13 protein-coding genes and 7 pseudogenes are annotated in these 21081 nt (G+C 60.7%); 12 read left to right on the top strand and 8 right to left on the bottom strand.

The window, feature by feature from the left end:
* Positions 1–18: 18 nt before the first annotated feature.
* Together ACVWW3_RS01450 and ACVWW3_RS01445 are read left to right on the top strand one after the other, a co-directional pair.
* Entirely contained in the window at positions 19–594 is a 576-nt protein-coding gene (locus ACVWW3_RS01450) for a helix-turn-helix domain-containing protein (RefSeq protein WP_456647344.1), read from the top strand.
* Entirely contained in the window at positions 587–1810 is a 1224-nt protein-coding gene (locus ACVWW3_RS01445; protein ID WP_456647343.1) for a type II toxin-antitoxin system HipA family toxin, read from the top strand. The genes ACVWW3_RS01450 and ACVWW3_RS01445 overlap by 8 nt, the downstream gene beginning before the upstream one ends.
* 178 nt (positions 1811–1988) lie before the next feature.
* Here ACVWW3_RS01445 and ACVWW3_RS01440 read toward each other — a convergent pair whose 3' ends face one another.
* Both ACVWW3_RS01440 and ACVWW3_RS01435 read right to left on the bottom strand, forming a co-directional pair.
* Positions 1989–2546 (bottom strand): hypothetical protein, encoded by a 558-nt coding sequence (locus ACVWW3_RS01440; RefSeq protein ID WP_456647342.1) that lies wholly within the window; start codon positions 2544–2546, stop codon positions 1989–1991.
* A gap of 57 nt (positions 2547–2603) precedes the next feature.
* Positions 2604–3485, bottom strand: coding sequence for a hypothetical protein (locus tag ACVWW3_RS01435; RefSeq protein WP_456647341.1), 882 nt, complete (start codon positions 3483–3485; stop codon positions 2604–2606).
* 141 nt (positions 3486–3626) lie between these two features.
* Between ACVWW3_RS01435 and ACVWW3_RS01430 the strand changes: the two are divergent.
* Both ACVWW3_RS01430 and ACVWW3_RS01425 read left to right on the top strand, forming a co-directional pair.
* Positions 3627–4781, top strand: a pseudogene (locus tag ACVWW3_RS01430) (IS3 family transposase).
* Positions 4782–4808: 27 nt separating this feature from the next.
* Positions 4809–4901 (top strand): annotated as a pseudogene (locus ACVWW3_RS01425) (carboxylating nicotinate-nucleotide diphosphorylase); the annotation flags it as partial.
* Between the two features lie 171 nt (positions 4902–5072).
* Here ACVWW3_RS01425 and ACVWW3_RS01420 read toward each other — a convergent pair.
* A pseudogene (locus ACVWW3_RS01420) lies at positions 5073–5785 on the bottom strand (IS5 family transposase).
* Between the two features lie 290 nt (positions 5786–6075).
* On the opposite strand from ACVWW3_RS01420, the gene ACVWW3_RS01415 reads away from it, so the two are divergent.
* On the top strand, positions 6076–7365 hold the full coding sequence (locus tag ACVWW3_RS01415; RefSeq protein ID WP_456647340.1) for an IS4 family transposase: 1290 nt from the start codon (positions 6076–6078) through the stop codon (positions 7363–7365).
* Positions 7366–8475: 1110 nt separating this feature from the next.
* On the opposite strand, the gene ACVWW3_RS01410 is transcribed toward ACVWW3_RS01415, so the two are convergent.
* Complete coding sequence (locus ACVWW3_RS01410; protein WP_456647339.1) at positions 8476–9654, bottom strand: RHE_PE00001 family protein; 1179 nt, start codon at positions 9652–9654, stop codon at positions 8476–8478.
* A 2298-nt stretch (positions 9655–11952) separates the two neighbouring features.
* On the opposite strand from ACVWW3_RS01410, the pseudogene repA reads away from it, so the two are divergent.
* The 7 genes and pseudogenes from repA to ACVWW3_RS01375 all read left to right on the top strand — a co-directional run bounded on the left by repA (position 11953) and on the right by ACVWW3_RS01375 (position 17685).
* Positions 11953–13157 (top strand): annotated as a pseudogene (gene repA / locus ACVWW3_RS01405) (plasmid partitioning protein RepA).
* Positions 13157–14173, top strand: coding sequence for a plasmid partitioning protein RepB (gene repB, locus ACVWW3_RS01400; protein WP_456647338.1), 1017 nt, complete (start codon positions 13157–13159; stop codon positions 14171–14173). The pseudogene repA and the gene repB overlap by 1 nt, the downstream one beginning before the upstream one ends.
* A gap of 264 nt (positions 14174–14437) precedes the next feature.
* Positions 14438–15670, top strand: a complete 1233-nt coding sequence (gene repC, locus ACVWW3_RS01395) for a plasmid replication protein RepC (protein WP_456647337.1) — start codon at positions 14438–14440, stop codon at positions 15668–15670.
* 513 nt (positions 15671–16183) lie between these two features.
* Positions 16184–16306: pseudogene (locus ACVWW3_RS01390) on the top strand (DUF736 family protein); the annotation flags it as partial.
* Positions 16307–16596: 290 nt separating this feature from the next.
* A pseudogene (locus ACVWW3_RS01385) lies at positions 16597–16704 on the top strand (hypothetical protein); the annotation flags it as partial.
* Between the two features lie 67 nt (positions 16705–16771).
* Positions 16772–17077 (top strand): transposase domain-containing protein, encoded by a 306-nt coding sequence (locus ACVWW3_RS01380; RefSeq protein ID WP_456671822.1) that lies wholly within the window; start codon positions 16772–16774, stop codon positions 17075–17077.
* A gap of 29 nt (positions 17078–17106) precedes the next feature.
* Positions 17107–17685: a UPF0149 family protein gene (locus tag ACVWW3_RS01375; protein WP_456647336.1), complete on the top strand. Its 579-nt coding sequence runs from the start codon at positions 17107–17109 to the stop codon at positions 17683–17685.
* Positions 17686–18503: 818 nt separating this feature from the next.
* Here ACVWW3_RS01375 and ACVWW3_RS01370 read toward each other — a convergent pair.
* The 4 genes and pseudogenes from ACVWW3_RS01370 to ACVWW3_RS01355 form a co-directional block, all read right to left on the bottom strand.
* A complete protein-coding gene (locus ACVWW3_RS01370; protein ID WP_354051472.1) occupies positions 18504–19259 on the bottom strand; it encodes an SDR family NAD(P)-dependent oxidoreductase in 756 nt (251 codons plus the stop codon).
* Positions 19260–19463: 204 nt separating this feature from the next.
* Positions 19464–20215 (bottom strand): IS5 family transposase gene (locus ACVWW3_RS01365; protein WP_247772603.1). Its coding sequence is split into 2 segments (ribosomal slippage): positions 19464–19885 and positions 19885–20215, totalling 753 coding nucleotides; the frame shifts between segments, so codons are not numbered across the junction.
* A 69-nt stretch (positions 20216–20284) separates the two neighbouring features.
* Positions 20285–20688 (bottom strand): annotated as a pseudogene (locus ACVWW3_RS01360) (CopG family transcriptional regulator).
* Between the two features lie 32 nt (positions 20689–20720).
* The gene (locus tag ACVWW3_RS01355) at positions 20721–20960 is read right to left on the bottom strand and encodes a hypothetical protein (protein WP_456647335.1); all 240 of its coding nucleotides are present in this window, start codon (positions 20958–20960) and stop codon (positions 20721–20723) included.
* Positions 20961–21081: the final 121 nt, after the last annotated feature.

The following is a 21081-nucleotide window of genomic DNA, read 5'->3' as shown; positions in this document are numbered from 1 at the left end:
TGATTAGGATTATATATCATGTCGTATCCGAGCGAAGAGCTTGTCCGGACCGTTCAGGCGAAACGGACGCAAGAGCGCATAAGCCAGCGTGCGTTGGCGGTCCGATCGGGTCTGACCCAGGCACACATCTCCCAGATAGAGACCGGTCGCGTCGAACCGGGCCTGTCCAGCTTCATCCAGATGGTCCGGGCACTTGACCTCGAGGTCGTACTCGTGCCCAAGAAGCTGCTTCCCGCGGTGGAGGGCGTCCTGCGCTCAAACTTCAACGAATTCTCCCTCGAGGAAGGACCGTCAAACCTCTTCGTCAAGGCCGAACGCATCGTTTCCGGACAAAGGAAGCGCCACGGTAGCTCCGCTGCGCTGGACCGCATCGCCGAATACTTGCGCTTTCTGAAGCAGGTCCATCTTTCGAAAACTGACCTGAACCTTGTCAAAGACATCGTCGATACACTGCGAGGCTATCGCGCCGAACCTATCCCCAAGCCAGTGCTGGAAAATTCCGCAGGCGTATTGCAAGGTCTACGCAACCGGATCGCGCATCCCGTAGAGGCCCCTCGCCCGGCCTACGCTCTCGAAGAGGATGACGATGCCTGACGTATCGGTCCTGGACGTACGCCTGCACGACAACCCGGTAGCGACCCTCACGCTCGTGCAGGGCGACCGGTCGCTGCTCGCCTTCAACCAGAACTACATCGACGGCGCCGCACGCCCAACATTGAGCCTGTCCTTCAAGGACACGTTCGGAAATCTGCTCACCTCGTTCAAGCCGTATCAGCAGGTCGTTCCGCCCTTCTTCTCCAATCTTCTGCCGGAGGGCCCGCTGCGTCGCTACCTCGCGGAACGCGCGGGCGTGAAGGAAAAGCGCGAATTCTTTCTTCTCTGGATGCTGGGCCGGGACCTCCCGGGCGCCCTGTCAGTCCATCCGGCGGAAGGAGAAGCGTTGCCTTCCCAAGTCCAGGAGGATCTCACACCGGACGAGCGGCAGAACATGCTGCGCTTCTCGCTCGCGGGCGTGCAGCTGAAGTTCTCCGCGCTCAAGAACGGTCCCAAAAAAGCCGGTCTGACCATTCCCGTCGAGGGCGTCGGCGGTTCGTGGATAGTCAAGCTTCCGTCCCATCAGTACCCGGGCGTGCCCGAAAACGAATTCTCCATGATGACCCTGGCGAAGGAGATGGGCATGGAAGTGCCCGAGCTCCAACTGATCGACGTCGACTCGATCAAGGGGCTTCCGGAAGGAATCGGCGAGCTGAAGGGACGTGCGCTCGCCGTCAAGCGGTTCGACCGCTCCGCCGACGGACCGGTCCACATGGAGGACTTCGCGCAGGTATTCGGCGTGCTTCCGGACGAGAAGTACGACAAGGCCAACTATCGAAGCATCGCGCGCGTGCTCGGCATCGAGACCGGCGAAGCCGGCGTCGCCGAGTTTGTCCGACGCCTCGTGTTCAGCACGCTGATCGGCAACGCCGACATGCATCTGAAGAATTGGTCGTTGATCTACCCCGACCGCCGCACGCCCGTCCTGTCGCCCGCCTACGATTTGCTATCTACGATACCGTATATCGCGGACGACAAGATGGCGCTGAACTACTCGCGCACGAAGAGGATGACCGAATTCTCCAAGGACGAGCTCACGCATCTGGCGGCGAAGGCGAAGATCTCGGAAGCGCTCGCCCTCGACACGGCCGCGGAAATCGTCCAGCGCTTCAAGAAGATATGGTCCGAACGCAAGGGCGATCTCCCGCTGGAAAAGAAAGTCGTCGAAGTCGTCGACGCACACGCCGCTTCGATCCCGATCTATAACGAGCTCTGAGCCGTGGCTTACGATTTTGGAAACCTTTCGCCGGCGGACTTCGAGGATCTGGTCCGGGATCTCGTCGGGCGGGAATTCGGCCTCAGCTTGGAGGCCTTGACAATTTCCGGACCCCAAGGGAGACGCGGAAGTTATTCGCGAAGGCGCCAGCCACAGTGAGGGCATCGCGCCTACCACCTCACCTCTTCTGCGATTTGAGCGTCTTCAGAATCAAATCAAAATTTGTCAGCGGCTTGTCCTTCAAAGCATCGGGGTTAGCGAAAAGCTCTGTTTCTTTCGGAAAGAACTGGACCGATTGTTCGCGTGTCCTCAGAACTAGGTTGTCGCCCTTTTTCTCGATGTTGAAGATGGCATAAACAGCCTCCTTCCCACCAATGTAGTCGAAAGCATAGGCGTCCAGTTTGCCGTGACGGAGTTCGCCGCCTAGGAGAATGGTGGGATGGATCGTGCCGCTCAGACCGTTAGACCATATTTCCCCGTCGACCTTCCCGCCGTAAACGCGCATTTTCAGCGCAACCGGCATTGCATCGCTGGTTAAGGTTATATCGCCCTCGTCGGTCCATGAGCCGGTGAACTCTGTATTGAGATTCCACCACGTTGCAACATCTTCTTTGGCAGTCGGTAGTGTTTCAGCGAACGAATGAATTTTTTGCGGCAGGTCGAGAACCCCAATGAAAAGCGTCGCGACCCAACCGGACACAAGGATAAGAGTCTTTCCAGCTTCTCGAAAATTCATTGGAGCACCGAATATGCAGGCATCGACCCGTCCTCTCTCACCATCCGAGTGAGCGAATCATGAGCAGCTTCGACGCTGGAAGATTGTCTTGATCGTGTCCTTCGAACGAAATTCAAACTCCTCCATGCCCGGATTGTAGAGCAAGAAGCCATTTGATGAAGCTCTGAGAATCTTCCTATCGATGCACACGCCGTCTTGAAGGAAGAGGGATTGGATGCCGTCCGTTCCAGCGATCTCACTCTTGAGCCAAGCACGGCCTGATGCAGTCGAAAACATCACCAATCCTATCAGGACGGGAACCAAGACACTGCGGAACGAGCCTTGGTTGTACTTGTAGCCAACCCAGAAGTAGAAGATTAGCACGCCCTGAAAGATAAACTCTGGCAGAACCAAAATTGTGAAGGTCGTTATCTTGAAGTAGTCCAAGAATGCGAACATCGCCATCACGACGAACCACAGGACCAAGAACGCAACCAAAAATAAAAATGAATTGATGTGATAGCGAAGAGCAACGCGTTCGGCGGTGGCACTAATATTGATGTCTAGCGTGGCCAGCAACAGCCCGCCAAAGAAGCTGAACGTGCAGAAGATGGAAAAGGCGGAAATGAAATACTGCAGAATCTGGATATTCGTTCCGATGAGGTCCGAGAAGGTAAAAAGCTCGGTGAAGTGACCGGGTATCCTAGAAAAATAGCCCGCGTTGAACGCAGAAATGGAGCACACGTACAAGACAGAAAGAACGGTGAGAGATTCGCCTAGGCTAATTCGAGTTGGAGCACTCCAGAGATTGATCGGGCCAACGTCGTCAAGACCATATCGGGGCGCATAGAACTCCTCGCGGCTATACTCAGTAGCGTAGTTGCCGCGCTCAACGGGAAGATAATCTGCGCCTTTGGCATAGTCGATCGGGGCCGCTCGGCGGCGCTTTCGTTTCGACAAGGTTCACACTCAATGGAAGTCCGAATCAACTTTGACGAGAGTAACACACGTGGCGCGCGTCGAGCCCTGGCAAAGACTGTGTGAGCTGCACCCGGTTCCGAAGACACCAAGTTAGGTGTTTTATGGAGCAGGAGGTGCGTCATGGAGAGAAGGCAGTTTACGCGGGAGTTCAAGCTTGAGGCCGTGCGGCTGATCAAGCAGCGCGGCGTGTCGTATGCGCAGGCGTCCAAAGACCTTGGTATTCATCCGACACAGTTGCGCAGTTGGGTGAAGCAGCTTGCGGACGATCCGCAACATGCATTCCCTGGCCACGGTCAGATGAAGCCAGAGCAACTGGAGATCGCGCAGCTGAAGCGCGAGGTCATCAAGCTTAAAGCCGAACGGGACATCCTAAAAAAAGCCGCGGCCTACTTCGCGAAGGAATCGACGTGAAGTTCGGTTTCGTTGCGAAGCACCGAAGGATCTAGCCGGCGGAATGGTTGTGCGAGGCGCTCGGTGTCTCGCGGGGTGGCTTCTATGCCTGGCTGACACGGCCGCGCAGTGAACGCAGCCGGACCGAAGAAGAGCTTGGCGCGAAGGTTCGAGCCAGCTTCCTGGCCAGCGACCGGACCTATGGCGCCAGGCGGGTGTGGCACGACCTGCTGGCCGAAGGGATATCTTGCGGGCTGCACCGGATCGAACGATTGATGCGGCTGCAGGCCCTTAAAGCACGCCCACGACGGCGTCGACTGCCGCCCGATCTGGGTGAGCGGCAGATCGCCGCCGTCGCTCCCAACCGTGCTCGACCGCTCCTTCGAAGCGCCCGCTCCCAATCGCAAATGGATCGCTGACTTCACCTATGTTTGGACGGCGGAGGGTTGGCTCTATGTGGCCGCAGTCGTTGATCTGTTCTCGCGGCGGGTGGTCGGCTGGTCAATGAGTACAGCAATGACGGCACAGCTCGTCACCGATGCCCTGGTGATGGCGATCTGGCGACGAGGCAAGCCGGACGCGCTGTTGCATCATTCCGATCGCGGCAGCCAATACACCAGCGAACAGTTCCAGAGGCTGATGGCCGATCACGGCGTGGTCTGCTCGATGAGCCGGTCAGGCAATGTCTGGGACAACGCTGCAATGGAGAGCTTCTTCTCGTCCTTGAAGACCGAGCGAACAGCGCGCAAAGTGTACCGGTCACGCAACGAGGCCAAGGCCGACGTGTTCGACTACATCGAGCGCTTCTACAATCCGAAGCGAAGGCATTCGACGATCGGATATCTGAGCCCTATGGAGTTCGAACGGAAGGTCGGATTAGCTTAAGCCGGTGTCAACAGAACCGGGTGCAGCTCAATCGCGGCCACCGGCGTGGACTACGCCTCAGCCGGCGCACTGACGCATTCAGCGTCGAATTTCGACTGTGCGCTGGATATCGAGGCCTGAGGAGGTCTTCTCCCTCTCCCCCTCCTACGGGGCCGCAACGAGATTTGCTCGCGCCGAGAGGACTGGGGTGAGAGGCATCTCTCCACGTATTCGACTGTCGAGAGACCTGTACCCCCGCATCGCAAGAGCGATCTCACGTCTCCCCGCAAGCGGGCTAGGGTCTGTTGGGATTCATCGGGAGTTTATCACGGCTGCGGCCAGATAGATCATTGAGGCGAAGCTCTGATCGGTCTTGTCGGCGCGCATTGCGATGCGCTTGAATTCCTTGAGCTTGCCGAAGAAGTTTTCGACGAGATGCCGCCATTTGTACATCTCCTTGTCGATGGCGAGAGGCTTTGCCCGACGCGGATGCTGGGAGATGACAGCCTTGGCGCCGCGCGTGTCGAGTTCGGCAATGATGGCGTTACTGTCGAACGCTTTGTCCGCAATCAACGCGTCGAAGATCAATCCCTCGATGAGCGGCGGCACACCCACCGTGTCGAAGCGCTGTCCGGGCAGCAGCACGAAGCGCACGAGATTGCCAAGCGCATCAGTGAGCGCCAGGATTTTGGTGGTCATGCCGCCCTTCGAACGGCCGATCGCCTGGCTTTGCGTCCCCCTTTTGCGCCCTGTCCGTGGCGGTGGACCTTGACGATGGTGGCGTCGACCATGGCGTATTCCATGTCGGGATCGTCGGAGACAGCCTCGAACAGCCGCTTCCAGATATCCGCCCTTACCCAGTCGCGGAAGCGCGTGAAGACGCTGTTCCAGTGGCCGAACGAGGCTGGCAGATCCCGCCAGGGACTGCCGGTTCGGGCGATCCACAGCACGGCTTCGACAAATAGTCGGTTGTCCTTGCCGCGGCGGCCGGGATCGCCCGGCTTTCCAAGACAAAGCGGCTCCATCTTCGCCCACTGGGCGTCGGTCAAAACGAATCGGTCCATCCCAAGCTTGAATCACAACCAGGCCCGCATGAGAATCCTGAATCCCAACAGACCCTAGGGCATGCACATATCTGGTGCGACGGATTGACTCGGGTCGAGGGTGAGGGGTTCCAGAATCGGGAATCCGTGTGATCTCTATGACGGCACTTCTGATCGGATGGAGGTGCCGCCATGCTGTCACGAATTGACTGGACGCTGGGCCGGTTCGGGGATCGTCGTCTCGATAAAGGGGGGCGGCGCTTGTCGGACGCATGGTTGCTGGCAAGAATGTCTGCCTGCGGCAGCTTTCGAGAGGAGACCGTAACCTGGAGGTGCGGTTCAACCGCTTTCTCGGTCATGACAAGGTGACAGCGGAGCGGATCATCGAAAGCTGGAGTGAAAGCACGGTTGCAGCTGTCGAGGGCCGCCACGTTTTGGCGATCCAGGACACCAGTGAGATCCACTTCAAGACCACACCGCAACGCCGTCGCGGGCTTGGGGAAATCGGCAAGGGCAATAACCACGGCGTGCTGCTGCACCCGTTGCTGGCGGTGGATGCAGACAATGGCACCTGCCTGGGACTTTTGAGCGGCGAAGTGTGGACGCGTGAGGGCCGTCGGACCGTCTCGCATGACAGCCGCGAGCTGTCGGACAAGGAATCGCAGCGCTGGACTGCCACCGCCCTTGCGGCCAAGCCGCTGCTTGCGAAAGCCGCAAGGGTGACCCTGCTTGGTGACCGCGAGAGTGACATCTTTGCCCTTTATGCCAGCGCGGCCGAGCAGGGCTATCACGTGATCGCCCGCAGCAAGCATGATCGCAAGCTGGCCGACATGGCGGGTTTGTATGCGGCCATCGAGGCTATGGTGCCGATGGAGCGTCGTACGGTCCAATTGCCTCCGAGAGCGCAGCGGCCGGCACGTCAGGCCAACCTCGAGCTTCGCTTTGGTGCAATCGAACTGGCTCGACCGCAAAGCAAGTTCCTGCGCCATTTGCCGAAAAGCTTACATCTGGCCGTCGTTGACGTCCGCGAGATCAACGCCGGCTCCGACGTCGAACCGCTGCGCTGGTGTCTTCTCACCTCTCACGGGGTCACCGGTGCAGATGACGCCTGGCGTATCGTCGAATGGTACAAGCAGCGCTGGATCATCGAGCAGTTCTTCCGTGTCCTCAAGACACAAGGCCTCAAGCTCGAAGACAGCCAAATTGGGACCGCCGACCGGCTTCTGAAGCTGGTCGCCATCGCTGCCAAGGCGGCTGTGATCACCATCCAGCTCCTGCAAGCGCGTGACGGCAGACAGCAGTCCATCCACATCGCCTTCAACACCAGCGAGATGGCTACGCTGACTGCCCTGAACCAGCAGTACGAAGCCAAAAGTAAGCGGCTGAAGAACCCGCATCTGCCTGACAGCCTAGCCTGGGCCGCCTGGATCATCGGCCGCCTCGGCGGTTGGGACGGCTATCCATCTTCCAGGCCGCCAGGTCCAATCACCTTCAGCAACGGTCTCCAATACTTCCATGCCGTCGCAGCAGGATGGAGCCTCAGAGATATGTGCATGCCCTAGCGCAAGCGGGGAGACGTAAGAAAGGTTACCGCCGTTCGCTCACGCCATCTCGGCCGAGCTCTTGGCTTCCTGGGCGAGTTCGGGGGAGAGTGCGGCGGTCTGCGCGGGGGTGCCCCAGCTTGGTTCCTCGCTGCCGTCGCCCCAGGCGCAAGGCCGGTAGAAGGTGTGGACGGCGCTCGTGTCATCTTCTTCATCTCGGCGACCCAGGACCGACGCACCCACTAGGCGTGGTAGTGCGTTGACTTGCCGACCTCGGGCAGCCAGATCTGGTCACCAGCATCGCCTTCCAGAGTTTCTGGCGTGCTTCCGCCTGCTTCAGCGGTTCGAGCGGCTGAATCCTCAGCGAGCGCGCAGCGTCGCGGGCCTGGGACCGATTGGGGATTGCGAGCGGCGGCGCGCGAACGGCTGAGGCGCCAACGGAGAGGCGGTGTGCTAGTAGGCGGTCTCTCCAGGCATCAATGCGAATGCAGAGACCAGTGCCGAAGGACGCGAACCGCGCGCCCTTCGGACGGGTACGCAAACGTAAAAGTCGCTACGCGGACGCTACGCTTACGCCAGAAAAATCGAACCGCAGTACATCCGTGCGATTCGAGTTTTCCGTGAGTATCTAATTTAGGTTGCTGGGGCGTTAATCGGCGTTGCGCGTGCAGCGCACGCAAGCGACCACAGGTGGTTTCACGCAGTGACCGCGTGCACTGGTAAACGCCGCTCATGGAAACGATGAACATCCGGTCAACGTGAGTGGTGAGAACCCTTGCGCGCCCGTATCATTAGGGGACTCATGGGTGATTCCCGCTGCGTCACCATGTGGTGCGGCCACTCGCTCGACCTCGCATAGGTGTTCGCCAGGAATTTATGGAGGGTACCCAGAAGCCCGATCGTGACCAGCAGGCCCTTCATGATCTCGAAGAAGCACCACGAAGTCGGCGCTAGTGCTTCTCGAGCAGCGTGTGGATCCGCGTCAACTCCTTCAATGCCTCCGGCATCGCCGATTCCATTGACGCCTTATGGGATCCCGTCTTCCGTGCTGCCTCACTGATGTTCTGCGGCGCACGAATGCTCGCCCATTACGCTCTTTGCACGGAATTCACGTTGCTTGCGGCTCGCGCTCTACAGGATGCCCCACGCGCGATAGCGTCCCCGGCCAGTCGTCTCGCGAAGGTCGAGTTCGGCGACGAGGTTTTGGGCCGCACGGGCCGTGATCCCAAGCTCCGCCGCGATCATGCCGGACGAGACAATCGGGCGGGTCAGCACGTAGTCGAGGAGCGCCGGCAGTTTTGAAGTGGCGCGCCGGCCCGCGAGTTTTCGGGCGAGGAGGTTTCTGGTCATCAGCCAGCGGTCGTGGTCCTTTAGGCCGGCCTCGGCGGCGGCCGTCATGGCCTCGAGCTGCACAACCAGCCGCGCTGCGACGTCACGTGCCCGCCGACGCTCACGCGAGATGCTTTTCAGCCCGCCATGCAGGCACAACAGATACCAGCGTGTCTTGCCGCGGTCGCGCAACACGCTAGCTGCGAGCAGGCACCCTAGCCAAGGCGTGTGCTCGAGCGGTTCAATCGCGTCCCAGGCATCCGCGGTGATTGCAGCCGCCAGAGTCGGCGGCAGCTTGCGGGTCTCATCGACGACGGCGCGCCAGTCGTCGAGGCGGCCGTCCTCGTCCCAGTCCGGATCGTAGACGAGCGAGTCCCGCTCTGGCCACGACCGAAGCTCGTCGGCGAGTCTGCGCTCCGCCTTGGCGTTGGCGGCGTCGACCGCGGCGAAGGCTGCGACCAGATGGGGATCGGCGTTCATGACGCCAAGCGGTCTGTCGAAACCCACCGCGTCCCGCTCTGCGTCCTCGTTGAGCCCGAGACGTTCCTCGACCTCCTCTCGCTCGCGCCGGCCCCGAAGGTCAGCCAGTCCGGAAACCGACAGCGCCCAATTGGGCTTCGCGTCGGCAATGCGCCGACGGGCGCGCAGCACGGCGTGAGCCCGGGTCAGCTCGTGGGTGGGGGCGCGGACGTCCATGCCGGCGTCGTGGAGCACGAGGTCATCGAGGTGGACAAGTTCGCCGTCAAGCCACAGAGTGGCGCAAGCGTCGGCGAAGTGCATTCGGCTGATCGCACCGTCACAGATTGGGCTTTTGGCCAGTCGCTCGTCGAGGCGGGCGACAGCATCCTCGGCCGCGGCAAGCGGCCCCGCGAGCTGAGCCCAAGGCAGTGGATCGGCGATTTTGTAGCCGGAAGACAAGGCCTTGATAACCTTAAGAGGAAACGGCGAAACGGAACCTAACACACCTTTATGTTCCGTCATAGCGAGGCCTGTTCCCGCTCTCCTCTCGCTATCGATAAGCACGCCTTATCGGTCGGGTGCCGCCGCAGTGCGATCAGCACGCGCAGCGCTGTAAATCACCAGCGCCAAGCTTCAGATCAACCACAAATCGCCACTCGTGCCAACCCCTACCCCTATTCCGGACCAGCCGCACCTTTCCGGTGACTGCGCCCTCCCCGGCAAAGCAGGCCGCCCTCGAAAATCGGGCTACGCGGAATGCAAGGTGAAGCGTAGGTAAAAACACGCCCCGGAAATTGACGCCGGCCGGACCGCCCTTGCCCAAAGGGAGAAAGGCGTCGAGCGAGCCGTGCGGTCTCAGGCTGCACCGGGACTGCGGCAATGAGCATCAGCTAGCTAATCTTCGAGCGCCTCCGCGGTGGCGCTGACCGAAAGAGTTAGTGCCGGCGCCACGGCAACCGCCCCTCCCCACGGCCTGCGGCGACGTCAGACGCGTTCCGATTTCCTGCAGGCGAGCCAAAAGCTCGCATGCCTCGTCTCAGTCGCTGATGAGCGCGCTGAAGGGCGATGCGCCGATGAATCTCCTCATACAGGCCGTCGCGGAATCCTTTTGGCGGGCTGTCCGCCGCTGAGTTGCCCCCTTTTGGCATATCCGGGTAGAACTGGACGCCGCGGTCGAGGAAAAACGACCTCGGCTCTATCTCGAGCTCATGAGCGCGTGCCGGTGCACTGTTCGGGTGAGGCGAACCTTTCTCTACCACCGCCGCATTCCGCGCCATCGCTTCGGTCTGCGGATTCTCGATGTGCAAGGCGATGGCATGCTTCTCTAGACGCCACCTACGGTCATTCGATACACGGAATACGGGAGGAGGTCGCTGTTAGTAGGACCGCCAAGGTCGCTGGCTTTCCAGTGACGGGCGGCCTCAGGTCGACGTGCGGCTCATTGACTGAAATTTTATGGTTAACGGCTGATAAACGCCTCCCCTAATTCTTCCGTCCTTCCACTCCCCCGCTGCCCTTTCCGTCCGGACACGCGGCGCGCCGGCGCTTTGCTTCTATCGATGTCGTCCTAGCTGACCTTGATCCGTCCCGGGCGACTACAAGCTCGTCGATGCCCTCGCCCGCGCCTGCGTGGTTTCAAGACAACCGGTCCGAGACCCGCTCGGGCAAACCCTCGGCGCGGTGCGACCTGGATGGTGGCGGAAGGCGCCAAGGAACAGCGTAAACTGGAAGCCTCCGCCGACTACATCCGCATTCGCCCTCGGCTGCGAGCGGGAATGGGCTGCACCGTCGTGGATCCGCGTTGTGGCCCGTTCCGCGAAAGAGAAGAGATGCCGTTCCTTCCGAACTGGATTGGCCGAGCCGGGCTTCGGCGACACTAATCGCCGACCGGCTCCGGTCTACGTCTTGCTCGCCGCCGGCGGTGCCCTCCTCCATCCCTGCTGCTTTCTTAGTCCCGCCAGCCGCGTGGAGCGTGGGACCCAGCAACACGGGATGGCACGGCGGATGATCCGCATAGGACACCCCGCGAGGGATAACAGGTCCTCAACCCCCGTGCCTATGCTCGAACGCCTGCCGCGCGAGGTCCACTGCTTCAGGGGTGGTGTGCCGTTTGGGAGCCGACTATCTGCCAAAGCCCTTGATCGTCGCGGTATGCGGGCTGACGTCGCGGTCGTGCTGTGCGAGCGCGATATGTTCGCAGCCGGTGATCATGCGGCTTCGGCGGCTGGGAGCGCGCCGGCTTTATCTGTGAAAGAGGGGACTTTCCCTCGCTGCAGCGCTCGCCGTGTCGGCTCGCCTTTCCAAGCCAGCACGCGACGGGTCGGCGCAAACGCACGCGCTCCGCATGTGGTGGTGGGCTGGACGACTTGCTCGTGACTGGTCCGGGTACTCTCGACCTTGCCATCCTTCGCGTCTGCACGGTCTCGGCCCGGGCGCCGCGCAGCGGATGGTGCGGTGGCGGCTGAGCGGAGCGCGCCAGGGCCCAACGCTGTATTTTGATCCGAATGGGGGGTGATAGAGTTCGAGCGCGAGTCGATTGCGGGAATTGTGTCGGGCTCGACTGGAGAAAGTTGACCGCGGTCAACTTCTGTTAAGAGCGGCGCCTTCGGAACCGCAGCAGCCGCGCAGGCAACGTGCCGAGAGTTGACCGCGGTCAACTTTAGACCACCGTGGGCCGATTCGGACCGTTAAGGATTGGTTTACCCTTTAACTGTTGCGAGACCGGCCAGAATCGGGCGTAATAGCCACGCTTTGCGCATGCCGTGCATCCGAAATTCGTAACTACGCGAGAAAGCCGTGGCCCTGAACGACCAACAAGCGATGGCGACAATCACGCCTGGCGCGCCGCAGGCGATCCACGACACGATCGCGGCGGACGCGCGGGAACTGTCGGCCAAGCTCCACGCCCACCGAACGAAGCTGTTCCCGCCAAAAGCACGCAAGCATCTGCGCCGGTTTACATCTGGCGAAGTCGCTAAACTCGTCGGCGTCAATGACGGCTACCTCCGCCAATTGTCGCTGGAGGGCAGGGGCCCTCAGCCGGACACCAGCCCATCGGGTCGAAGGTCGTACACATTTGACGATATTCAAGATCTTCGTGCTTATCTCGATGAATCCGGCAAGGGCGCGCGCGCCGATACCGACCGTATCGCGTCGCGGGCGAACAGTTGCAAGTCATTGGGGTCGTTAATTTCAAGGGAGGGTCGGGGAAGACCACCACGGCCGCGCATCTCGCCCAACATCTCACCTTGCAGGGCTATCGAGTGCTTGCGATCGATCTGGATCCGCAGGCCTCGCTCTCCGCGCTGCACGGCTACCAGCCAGAGTTTGACGTCGAGGAAAACGGAACTCTGTACGGCGCCATCCGCTACGACGACGCGCGTCGCGAACTGAATGAGATCATTCGGCAGACTTACTTTTCGGGGCTCGACATCGTTCCCGGCAACATCGAACTGATGGAATTCGAACATGAAACCCCGAAAGCGCTAGCTGCGCGCCAGTCGGGTGACCCGCTGTTCTTCGCCCGCGTTGCCCGTGCCCTCGCCACGGTCCAGGACCGCTACGATATTGTCGTGATCGATTGTCCGCCTCAACTCGGATTTCTCACGCTTTCTGCGCTCTGCGCAGCAACGGCAATTCTGATCCCTGTGCATCCGCAAATGCTCGATGTCATGTCGATGTGCCAATTTCTAATCATGACATCCGACCTCCTTGCCGTCGTGGCCAAAGCAGGCGGCAACATGAATTACGATTGGATGCGCTATCTCGTCACGCGTTATGAGCCCGGCGATGGACCGCAGGCCCAAATGGTCGGCTTTATGCGCTCGCTGTTTGGCGACCGCATGGTCACGAACATGATGCTGAAAAGTACGGCGATCTCGGACGCCGGCATCACGAAGCAAACGCTCTATGAGGTCAGCCGCGATCAGTTCACACGGGCTACCTACGACCGCGCCATGGAATCGCTGGACAGCGTCAATGGTGAAATCCAAAGCCTCGTCCAGGCTGCGTGGGGGAGGGCCTAATGGGTCGAAAAAACCTGCTTGCTGACCTCATCGATGACAAGTTGACCGCGGTCAACGAACAACCGTCAGGTGAGCCCAGCGACAATCGGAGACCAACCCAGCCAACACTCGGGTCGCGTGGGGCTGTCGGCGCCATGAGCCGCTCGCTCGAGATGTTGTCCGCGGAGCGCGACGCCGCCAAGGCCTTGACCGAGCAACTCACCACCGGTCAAACCGTCGTCGAGATCGCCCCAGATTTGATTGACGCCTCGATCGTTCCCGATCGTATGACGAGCGTGGACGAGAAGCACTCCGCTCTCGTTGAATCGATCCGCGCCAATGGGCAATTGGTTCCGATCCTCCTTCGTCCGCATCCGTCCAACCCGGGCCGGTTTCAGATTGCCTATGGCCATCGTCGCGTTCGTGCGCTCGCTGAACTTGGCCGCCCTGCGCGGGCCGTGGTCCGCGACCTTAGCGACGAAGACCTGGTGGTGGCACAAGGCAAGGAGAATGGTGAGCGGGAGGATCTGTCCTTTATTGAGCGGGCAACTTACGCCGCTGCGCTCGAGGATCGTGGATTCAAGCGCGAGATCATCATGGCGGCGCTCAGCGTCGACAAGACGGAGCTCTCCCGCCTCATCACGGTCGCGCGAGCCCTTCCCCGGAGCCTACTCGATGCAATCGGGCCAGCGCCAAAAACCGGCCGCCGGCGCTGGATGGAGTTGGCAGAGCGGCTTGTAGGTCGCCCCGACCAAAAGGTATTGGCCGACAGCGTTGCCAGCGATCGGTTTGTGCGCGCTACTTCCGATGAACGGTTCGCAATAACTTTCGCCGCGCTGGCGCCCCGCAAGCCCAAAGTTGCACGGCCGACAATCTGGGCGGACGACGGAGGCAAAAAGATCGTGAAGATTGAACGTCGCGCAGATCGCATCACGCTAGCTGTAGATGAAAAGGCCGCGCCTGCGTTTGGAGACTTTGTGATTTCGCGGCTGCCGGAACTCTACCGGGCATTTCTCGATGGAGGCACCGATGAGTGACATCGGGCGTCTTGCCGCTTTGGATATGGCGCTGCCTGGACCTCACACGGTCGGGCAGCGCGATGCGTACCCGCGTTTCCGTCCTCTCACCCGTAGGAGCATAGCGGAAAAGAAAAAAGGCCCCCGGAACGTCTCCGTCCGAAAGCCTTCTCTCGTCACGTTTGGCGACTGACAGAGAATCACTTTCACGAATCGCAGTCAAGCGTCTTTAGCGACGGCGCCGTTTTGGTGAGCGGATTTTCTTTGCCCGCATGAGGCAAAGACATGCAGTCACACTCCCCAACGACGCCCTTTGGGCGGCGATCGCTGACGCTTGCCCATGTGGCAAGCCAGATGGTCGCAACCGAACGTCCGCCCGAAAAGATCGTCCATAAGTGGAAGATCTTCCACGCCATCTGCACGGCACGGCCGCGCCTTGGCGTGTCGGAGCGCGCGCTGTCGGTCTTGAACGCGCTCTTAACGTTCCATCCCGAGACCGCACTGACGGGGGCAGGCGAGCTGATTGTCTTCCCGTCCAATCATCAACTCAGTCGGCGGGCGCACGGCATGCCGGCCTCAACGCTGCGACGTCACCTCTCCGTGCTGGTCGACGCGGGCCTGATCGTCCGGCGCGACAGTCCCAATGGCAAGCGGTATGCGCGGAAGGACAATGCCGGCGACATCGAGCTCGCCTTCGGCTTCGATCTGTCGCCGCTGGTCGTGCGCTCGGAGGAGTTCGAGAGCCTGGCAGCCGATATCGAAGCCGAAGCCCGCGCACTCAAGCTCGTACGAGAGCGCATCACGCTGTGCCGGCGCGACATCGCGAAGATGATTACAACTGGCATCGAGGAAGCCGTTCCGACGCGAAGGGGAGGGCAGGGGCCTGCCGATTGGCAGGTTGTGCACGCTGCCTTCCGCGCGATCGTCGATCAGATTCCGCGCACGGCTACGCGCCGGGAGCTCGAGCCGATCGCTGATGAGTTGTCTCAGCTTGCCGACGACGTGCTCAATCTTCTGGAAGCACACATCAAATCGAAGAATCCGGGCGCCAATGAGTCCCATTCTGAGCGCCACATACAGAATTCAAAAGCAGACTCCCCTATTGATCTTGAACCTGTCCTTCGAGAGGGCAGGGCGGCGGGAGCTGAGCCCAAATCTCAACCCTCGCGAGTCGGGGAGGGGGCGTATCCGTTAGGAATGGTCCTGAGTGCGTGTCCTGACATCGTCGATTATGCGAAGGGTGGGGTTTCGAACTGGCGCGATTTCCTGGCCACAGCGGCCGTTGTACGATCGATGCTGGGGATCAGCCCGAGCGCCTGGGAGGAGGCTCAAAAGGTTATGGGCGAGGTGCCCGCGGCCATCCTCGTCGCCTGCATCCTGCAGCGCGGGACGGCTATCAATTCCGCCGGCGGTTATTTGCGCGGTCTGACGCGAAAAGCCGAGGTCGGCGAATTTTCGCTTGGCCCGATCCTGATGGCGCAGATCAATTCTCGCCGGCGAGACAAGCAGCGGGCGTGAGGCGATGAGGCGCCGTCCCAAACCTAGCGTTTGTCGTGGATCGAAGAGGCCAGTCCAACCGGCTGCTGCGGTGTCGACGCAAAGCCGTTCGGAGAGATCGTCATGGCAAAAGTTCCCCCAATCCTCACGCTGTTCTTCCAGCCTCGTGATGAAGGCGCCGCTGAGCAGCCGATGTATGTGCGCGGTTCGCGGACTCAGGGCCGAGCCCTGGGGACGCTAATCTCGTCGGACGTAGAGATGGTCGAGCAAGCCGTTCTGGTGCAACAGACATTCGCCGTCTGGTGCAACTCCGACCCATCCAACCGCAGCCGTGTAGCGAGAGTCTTTCGATGAGCTTCTGGAGAAAGCCTACTCGAAGAGACGAGATCGGCGCCGCAATGACGGACCGTTCTGCTCGATGGGAGTGGGTGCGGTTCTCCTTTGAGGGTCGGCGCCGGGCGGCACCGTTCTCAACTCAACAGAGCACCGCGTAGTATGGATCTACGTAGGCCTCGCAGAAGATATTCAACCCGAGGCGAGTACCTGTCTATCAAGCGGGACGATCCGAGCTTCCCCGCGCCGATCTACGCCACCCAGATTAAGGTTGAGGGGGCGGAAGGCATGCAGTTGATCTGGTTGCGACCGAACCAGGACTGAGGGTCCCGCCAGAGGGCTCTGCCGTGACGCGAGGCCTTCTTCCTATCTTGGCAAGACACGCCCATGGCCGTCGTCGAAACCATAGAAGAACCGCGGCCCAAGCAGCGCGACTGCCGCTCCCCGCCGCGCAGGCGACGTTAGCCCATTCACTCGCTCGTTTGCGCAATTGCTGACGTCGGTGCAATCCATCATCCGTTCGCGTTTCGCCGCGTAGCACCAGAGCTGCAAGGGCATCGGTCGCCGCGGCTGACAAGGTCCAACCGAGATGACCATGCCCGGTGTTGTAGAGCATCGAAGCAGCGATCCGCGGCAGCAGTGCCGAGCAGCGGCTGGCCGCCCGCTGCACCAGGGCTGGACCGCTGATGGCAGCGCTCAAGGCGCGACTGACCGAGATGGTCGACCAGCTCTTCTCCCAGTCGAAGCTGACGGAGGCCATCAACTACGCGCTCAACCACTGTGGACGGGTTGAGGCTGTTTCTCCGCGACGGCCGCATCGAGGTCGACAGCAATACGGTCGAGCGCTCCATGCGCCCGATTGCCATTGGAAGGCGCAACTCATTGTTCAGCGGCAGCGAAGGTGGCGCCGAGAGCTGGGCGATCCTGGCGTCGATCGTGAACACAGCAAAGCTCCATGAGCTCGACCCGCAGGCCTACCTGGCCGACGTGCTGGAGCGCATCGCCTCCGGGCGAACCAAGAGCCATCAGCTGCACGAGCTGCTCGCCTGGAACTGGAAGGCGGCCCGCCAGCGCACTGCGCAGGCTGCCGCGTGAGCCCACGTCGCCATAAGGCATCGTCGTCGATGGCCGCCGCCGCGATGCCGATTGCGGACCTCGAGCGATGGCTCCAGGCTCGCGTCGATCAGCATCCTGCCGCCACCAATCTCCCCATGCTGGACGGTTACGTCGCCGCGATCGTGGCCGGACCAGTGTCGATGAGCCCGCTCGACTGGATCTGCCCACTGCTCGCCATCGATGCCGATGCTTTCAACCACGGCGGCACCCCGGAGTTCGCCGCGATCTCCGCCGTCGCGCTGCGCCATAACGAGATCAGTCAGATCCTTTCGACCACGCCTGGCCAGTTCGTCCCGATGCACCGGCGCAAAATCAATGGCGACGTCGATCCGCGTCCCTGGTGCCAAGGTTTTTATGGCGCGATGCGGCTCAGGCTGTCGGCGTGGGCGCCGTTGCTGGACACCAGCAATGTCAATCACGGCCCGCTTCTGCCCATTCTGCTGCACTGTCGCGACGATCAGGAGCAGCCGTTGCTCGGACCACCACAAAGCAGCCGCGAGACCTGGCGCGCTTACGCCGATATTCCGCCGGACGTCGAGGCCATCCGCCAGTACTGGATGTCGATCCGCTACGCGCGCGCCCGCTGATCACCGCAAACGTGGGACCTCATACCGGTTAGACGTTCTGGACGAAGCGAATGATCTGACTGCGAGCTTATGAGCGGCGCGGACCGTACCGGAAAAAACCGTCGGCGGGACCTCGGGCGCCCAGAAGATAGTCTGTTCAATGAAGGATCAGTCAGCGTGGTGGCGACCAACCGGCCCCAACGGGGCCGCAACTCCGCTCACGGCTTCCAATTGAACCTTGGCATTTTGCTCCCGTGCCTTTTGGCACGATTGCGCTTCTTTTTTGAGGGTTCGTCAGCTGCCGGACGCGTCAAATCGTCGGTAATTACCCGGTCATAGCGTGATGCAGCCGATCGAGCGACCAAGCAAGGGATGAGTTTTTCTTCTATCACGCGACGCTAGAGGTTCGGATTTGGAATGCCTGCTCGCAACAGAAACAAATATCTATACCGTGGGGCGGAGGTATCGAATGCAAGTCTAAAGCGAGCAGGCTCACGCTTGGACTCGATGTGCGTACCTTTGGACCACCTGGGGCGGTCTGCTCCGCCGCGTCGGATGTCGCGCAGTCTCTCGTATGTCACAGTGTGCTCGTCGCGGGGGGCCGCGTCGGAACCACATCGGCAGCCTCGGCACTAAGGAGATAGCTTGTTCGCTTGTTCAGCGAGCCCTTTAGTCTTAGTCCCTTCAGATGTGGTTTGCTGCCGAAAATGAGCAAGTCAGTCCTGCTCTCGTAAGCAGATCTCGCCTGGTGGGGACGTTCCGTGTCGGAATACACGACGGGAGCATGGCCCCTCGGCTATTGCACAAGGCGATTATGACTGCGTTGCGGGAGTCATCCGTCAACGCAATCCTCCGCTCGCCGTAATGATCTCACCCGTCACCCATGACGCATCATCCGAGGCGAGAAAAGCAACTACCTTCGCAATATCATCGGGGCGTCCGAGGCGCCGGAGTGCGGTTCGATTTACTGTCATTTCTTCCAGTTCCGCCGTAAGGACGCGGCGCGTCATGTCCGTATCAGTTGTGCCGGGGGCAACCGCATTTACGCGCACTCCGCGGGGACCGAGTTCGCGCGCTAGCGCAACGGTGATGGCCTCCATCGCAGCCTTGGTTCCCGCGTAGACGGCGTAGCCCGGGCCTGGGAGACGAGCACTTATCGAGCTGATATTGATGATAGCGCCGCCTTGCTCGCCAAAGACGCGCGCAACGGCCTGAGCCCCTAAAAGAACGGACTTTACGTTAGTTGCGAACTGTTGGTCGATGTCAGCCTCTTCGATTCGTTCAACGAATCCCGATTCTGCGACACCCGCGTTGTTCACAAGGACGTCCAGCCGTCGGCCGGCTGCATTGAGACGCGCCGCCGCATGCCCTATAAGGGATTGGAGCTGACGAATATCTGCAATATCCGCTTGAAAGGTTTCCGCCCATCCTCCAGTTGCAGCAATGTCGGAGACCACTTGCTCGGCTTTCGCCTTTGATTCACGAAAATTGATGATCACGTATGCGCCTTCGTGCGCCAGTCGGCGGGCAATTGCCGCGCCGATGCCACGAGAGCCGCCCGTCACCAGAACGCCTTTACCGTCTAATCGTCCCATCCATTGAATCTCCGAAAGCGAGGCAGCACATAGGAAATCGCTCCGCGCTTGCTTTATTCAGCTAAGGACCTTTTCGATTTGATCAAGATCTGAGTTCAAGGCGCATCAATCGTTGCGCATGGGCCGTGCACGGTCTTGGATCGCCACTGCGGCTGGATTTTCGTCCACGCGGCAAGCGATCATCTGACTAGGGTCTGTTGGGATTCATCTGGAGTTTATCGCGGCCGCGGCCAGATAGATCATTGAAGTGAAGCTCTGGTCGGTCTTGTCGGCGCGCATTGCGATGCGCTTGAATTCCTTGAGCTTGCCGAAGAAGTTCTCGATGAGATGCCGCCATTTGTACATCTCCTTGTCGATGGCGAGAGGCTGTGCACGGCGCGGATGCTGGGAGATGACGACTTTGGCGCCACGCGCTTCGAGTTCGGCGATGATGGCGTTGCTATCGAAGGCCTTATCAGCGATCAGCGCGTTGAAGGCCAATCCCTCGATGAGTGGCGGCACGCCCACCGTATCGAAACGCTGTCCCGGCAGGAGCACGAAGCGCACGAGATTGCCGAGCGCATCGGTGAGCGCCAGAATTTTGGTGGTCATGCCGCCTTTCGAGCGGCCGATCGCCTGGCTTTGCGTCCCCCTTTTGCGCCCTGACCGTGGCGGTGGACCTTGACGATGGTGGCGTCGACCATGGCGTATTCCATGTCGGGATCGTCGGAGATGGCCTCGAACAGCCGCTTCCAGACATCCGCCTTCACCCAGTCGCGAAAGCGCGTGAATGTGCTGTTCCAGTGGCCGAACATCGCCGGCAGATCCCGCCAGGGACTGCCGGTTCGGGCGATCCACAGAACGGCCTCGACAAACAGTCGGTTGTCCTTGCCGCTGCGGCCCGGATCTCCCGGCTTGCCAAGACAATGCGGCTCCATCTTCGCCCATTGGGCGTCAGTCAAAACGAATCGGTCCATCCCAAGCTTGAATCACAACCAAGCCCCGATGAGAATCCTGAATCCCAACAGACCCTAGTCGACGCCCCTTCACGTCGACTCGCTCTCCTGGGTATCCTCCGGGATCTCCTGTCGCAGATTCGGTCCTTGACTGAGCCGTCGTCCGAGTGCCGCGACGAAACTGTCCCACCGCGCGCTCCCCTGCGCCCGCGCCGCCTTCGCAGCCGGTTCTGGGAGCGGCGGCGTCGTGGTGAGCCAGAATCGAACGAACAATGCCAGCGTCTCGACCGAGATCCCCGTGTCGCGCTCAAGCCGTGCGATGCGGCGATCGACTTGATCGAGGCGCTTGGCAATCGCTGCTTCCCGACGCTCGTCAGCGTCCGGTGACAGAAGGACGCAATGGCGGCTTCGGCGATAAGCGACATCGACTGCTCTCGCCGGACGGCATAGGCCGACAGCGTCTTCATGACGTCCGGATCGAGATACACCGACATCTGGACCTTCTTCTTCGGCGCGATGGCTTGCCTCACAAGCCGAGATCGTCGCCGGGATCGAGCGATGCCTGGCGCGCAACGCCCTGCATCATGTCGGTCATGCGCCTGAGCCGCGGGGCATCCTCATCGAGGTCGTCTGCAAATTCCGAAGCGAACTCGTTGTCCGGGGATTTTTTCTTCTCCGCGGGTTCGCGATCCAGTTCCGGCTGCTGCCGGCGATCGGCCGTCTTCGGATCCTCTACGTCGCTCTCGTTGTCGGCCGAAGGGGGCACATCGTTTCCGCGCGATACTTTATCACTCGAGACCATGTTGGTTGCGCTAACAGTGAGAGCGCTGATGACGCTTTAGTTGGGCAGCGTCCTCAACCCAACCGGGAGCGAGCCCGAGGAGGCA

This window comes from Bradyrhizobium sp. LM2.9 (assembly GCF_054056555.1).
This window is presented reverse-complemented; position numbering and strand designations above follow the sequence as displayed.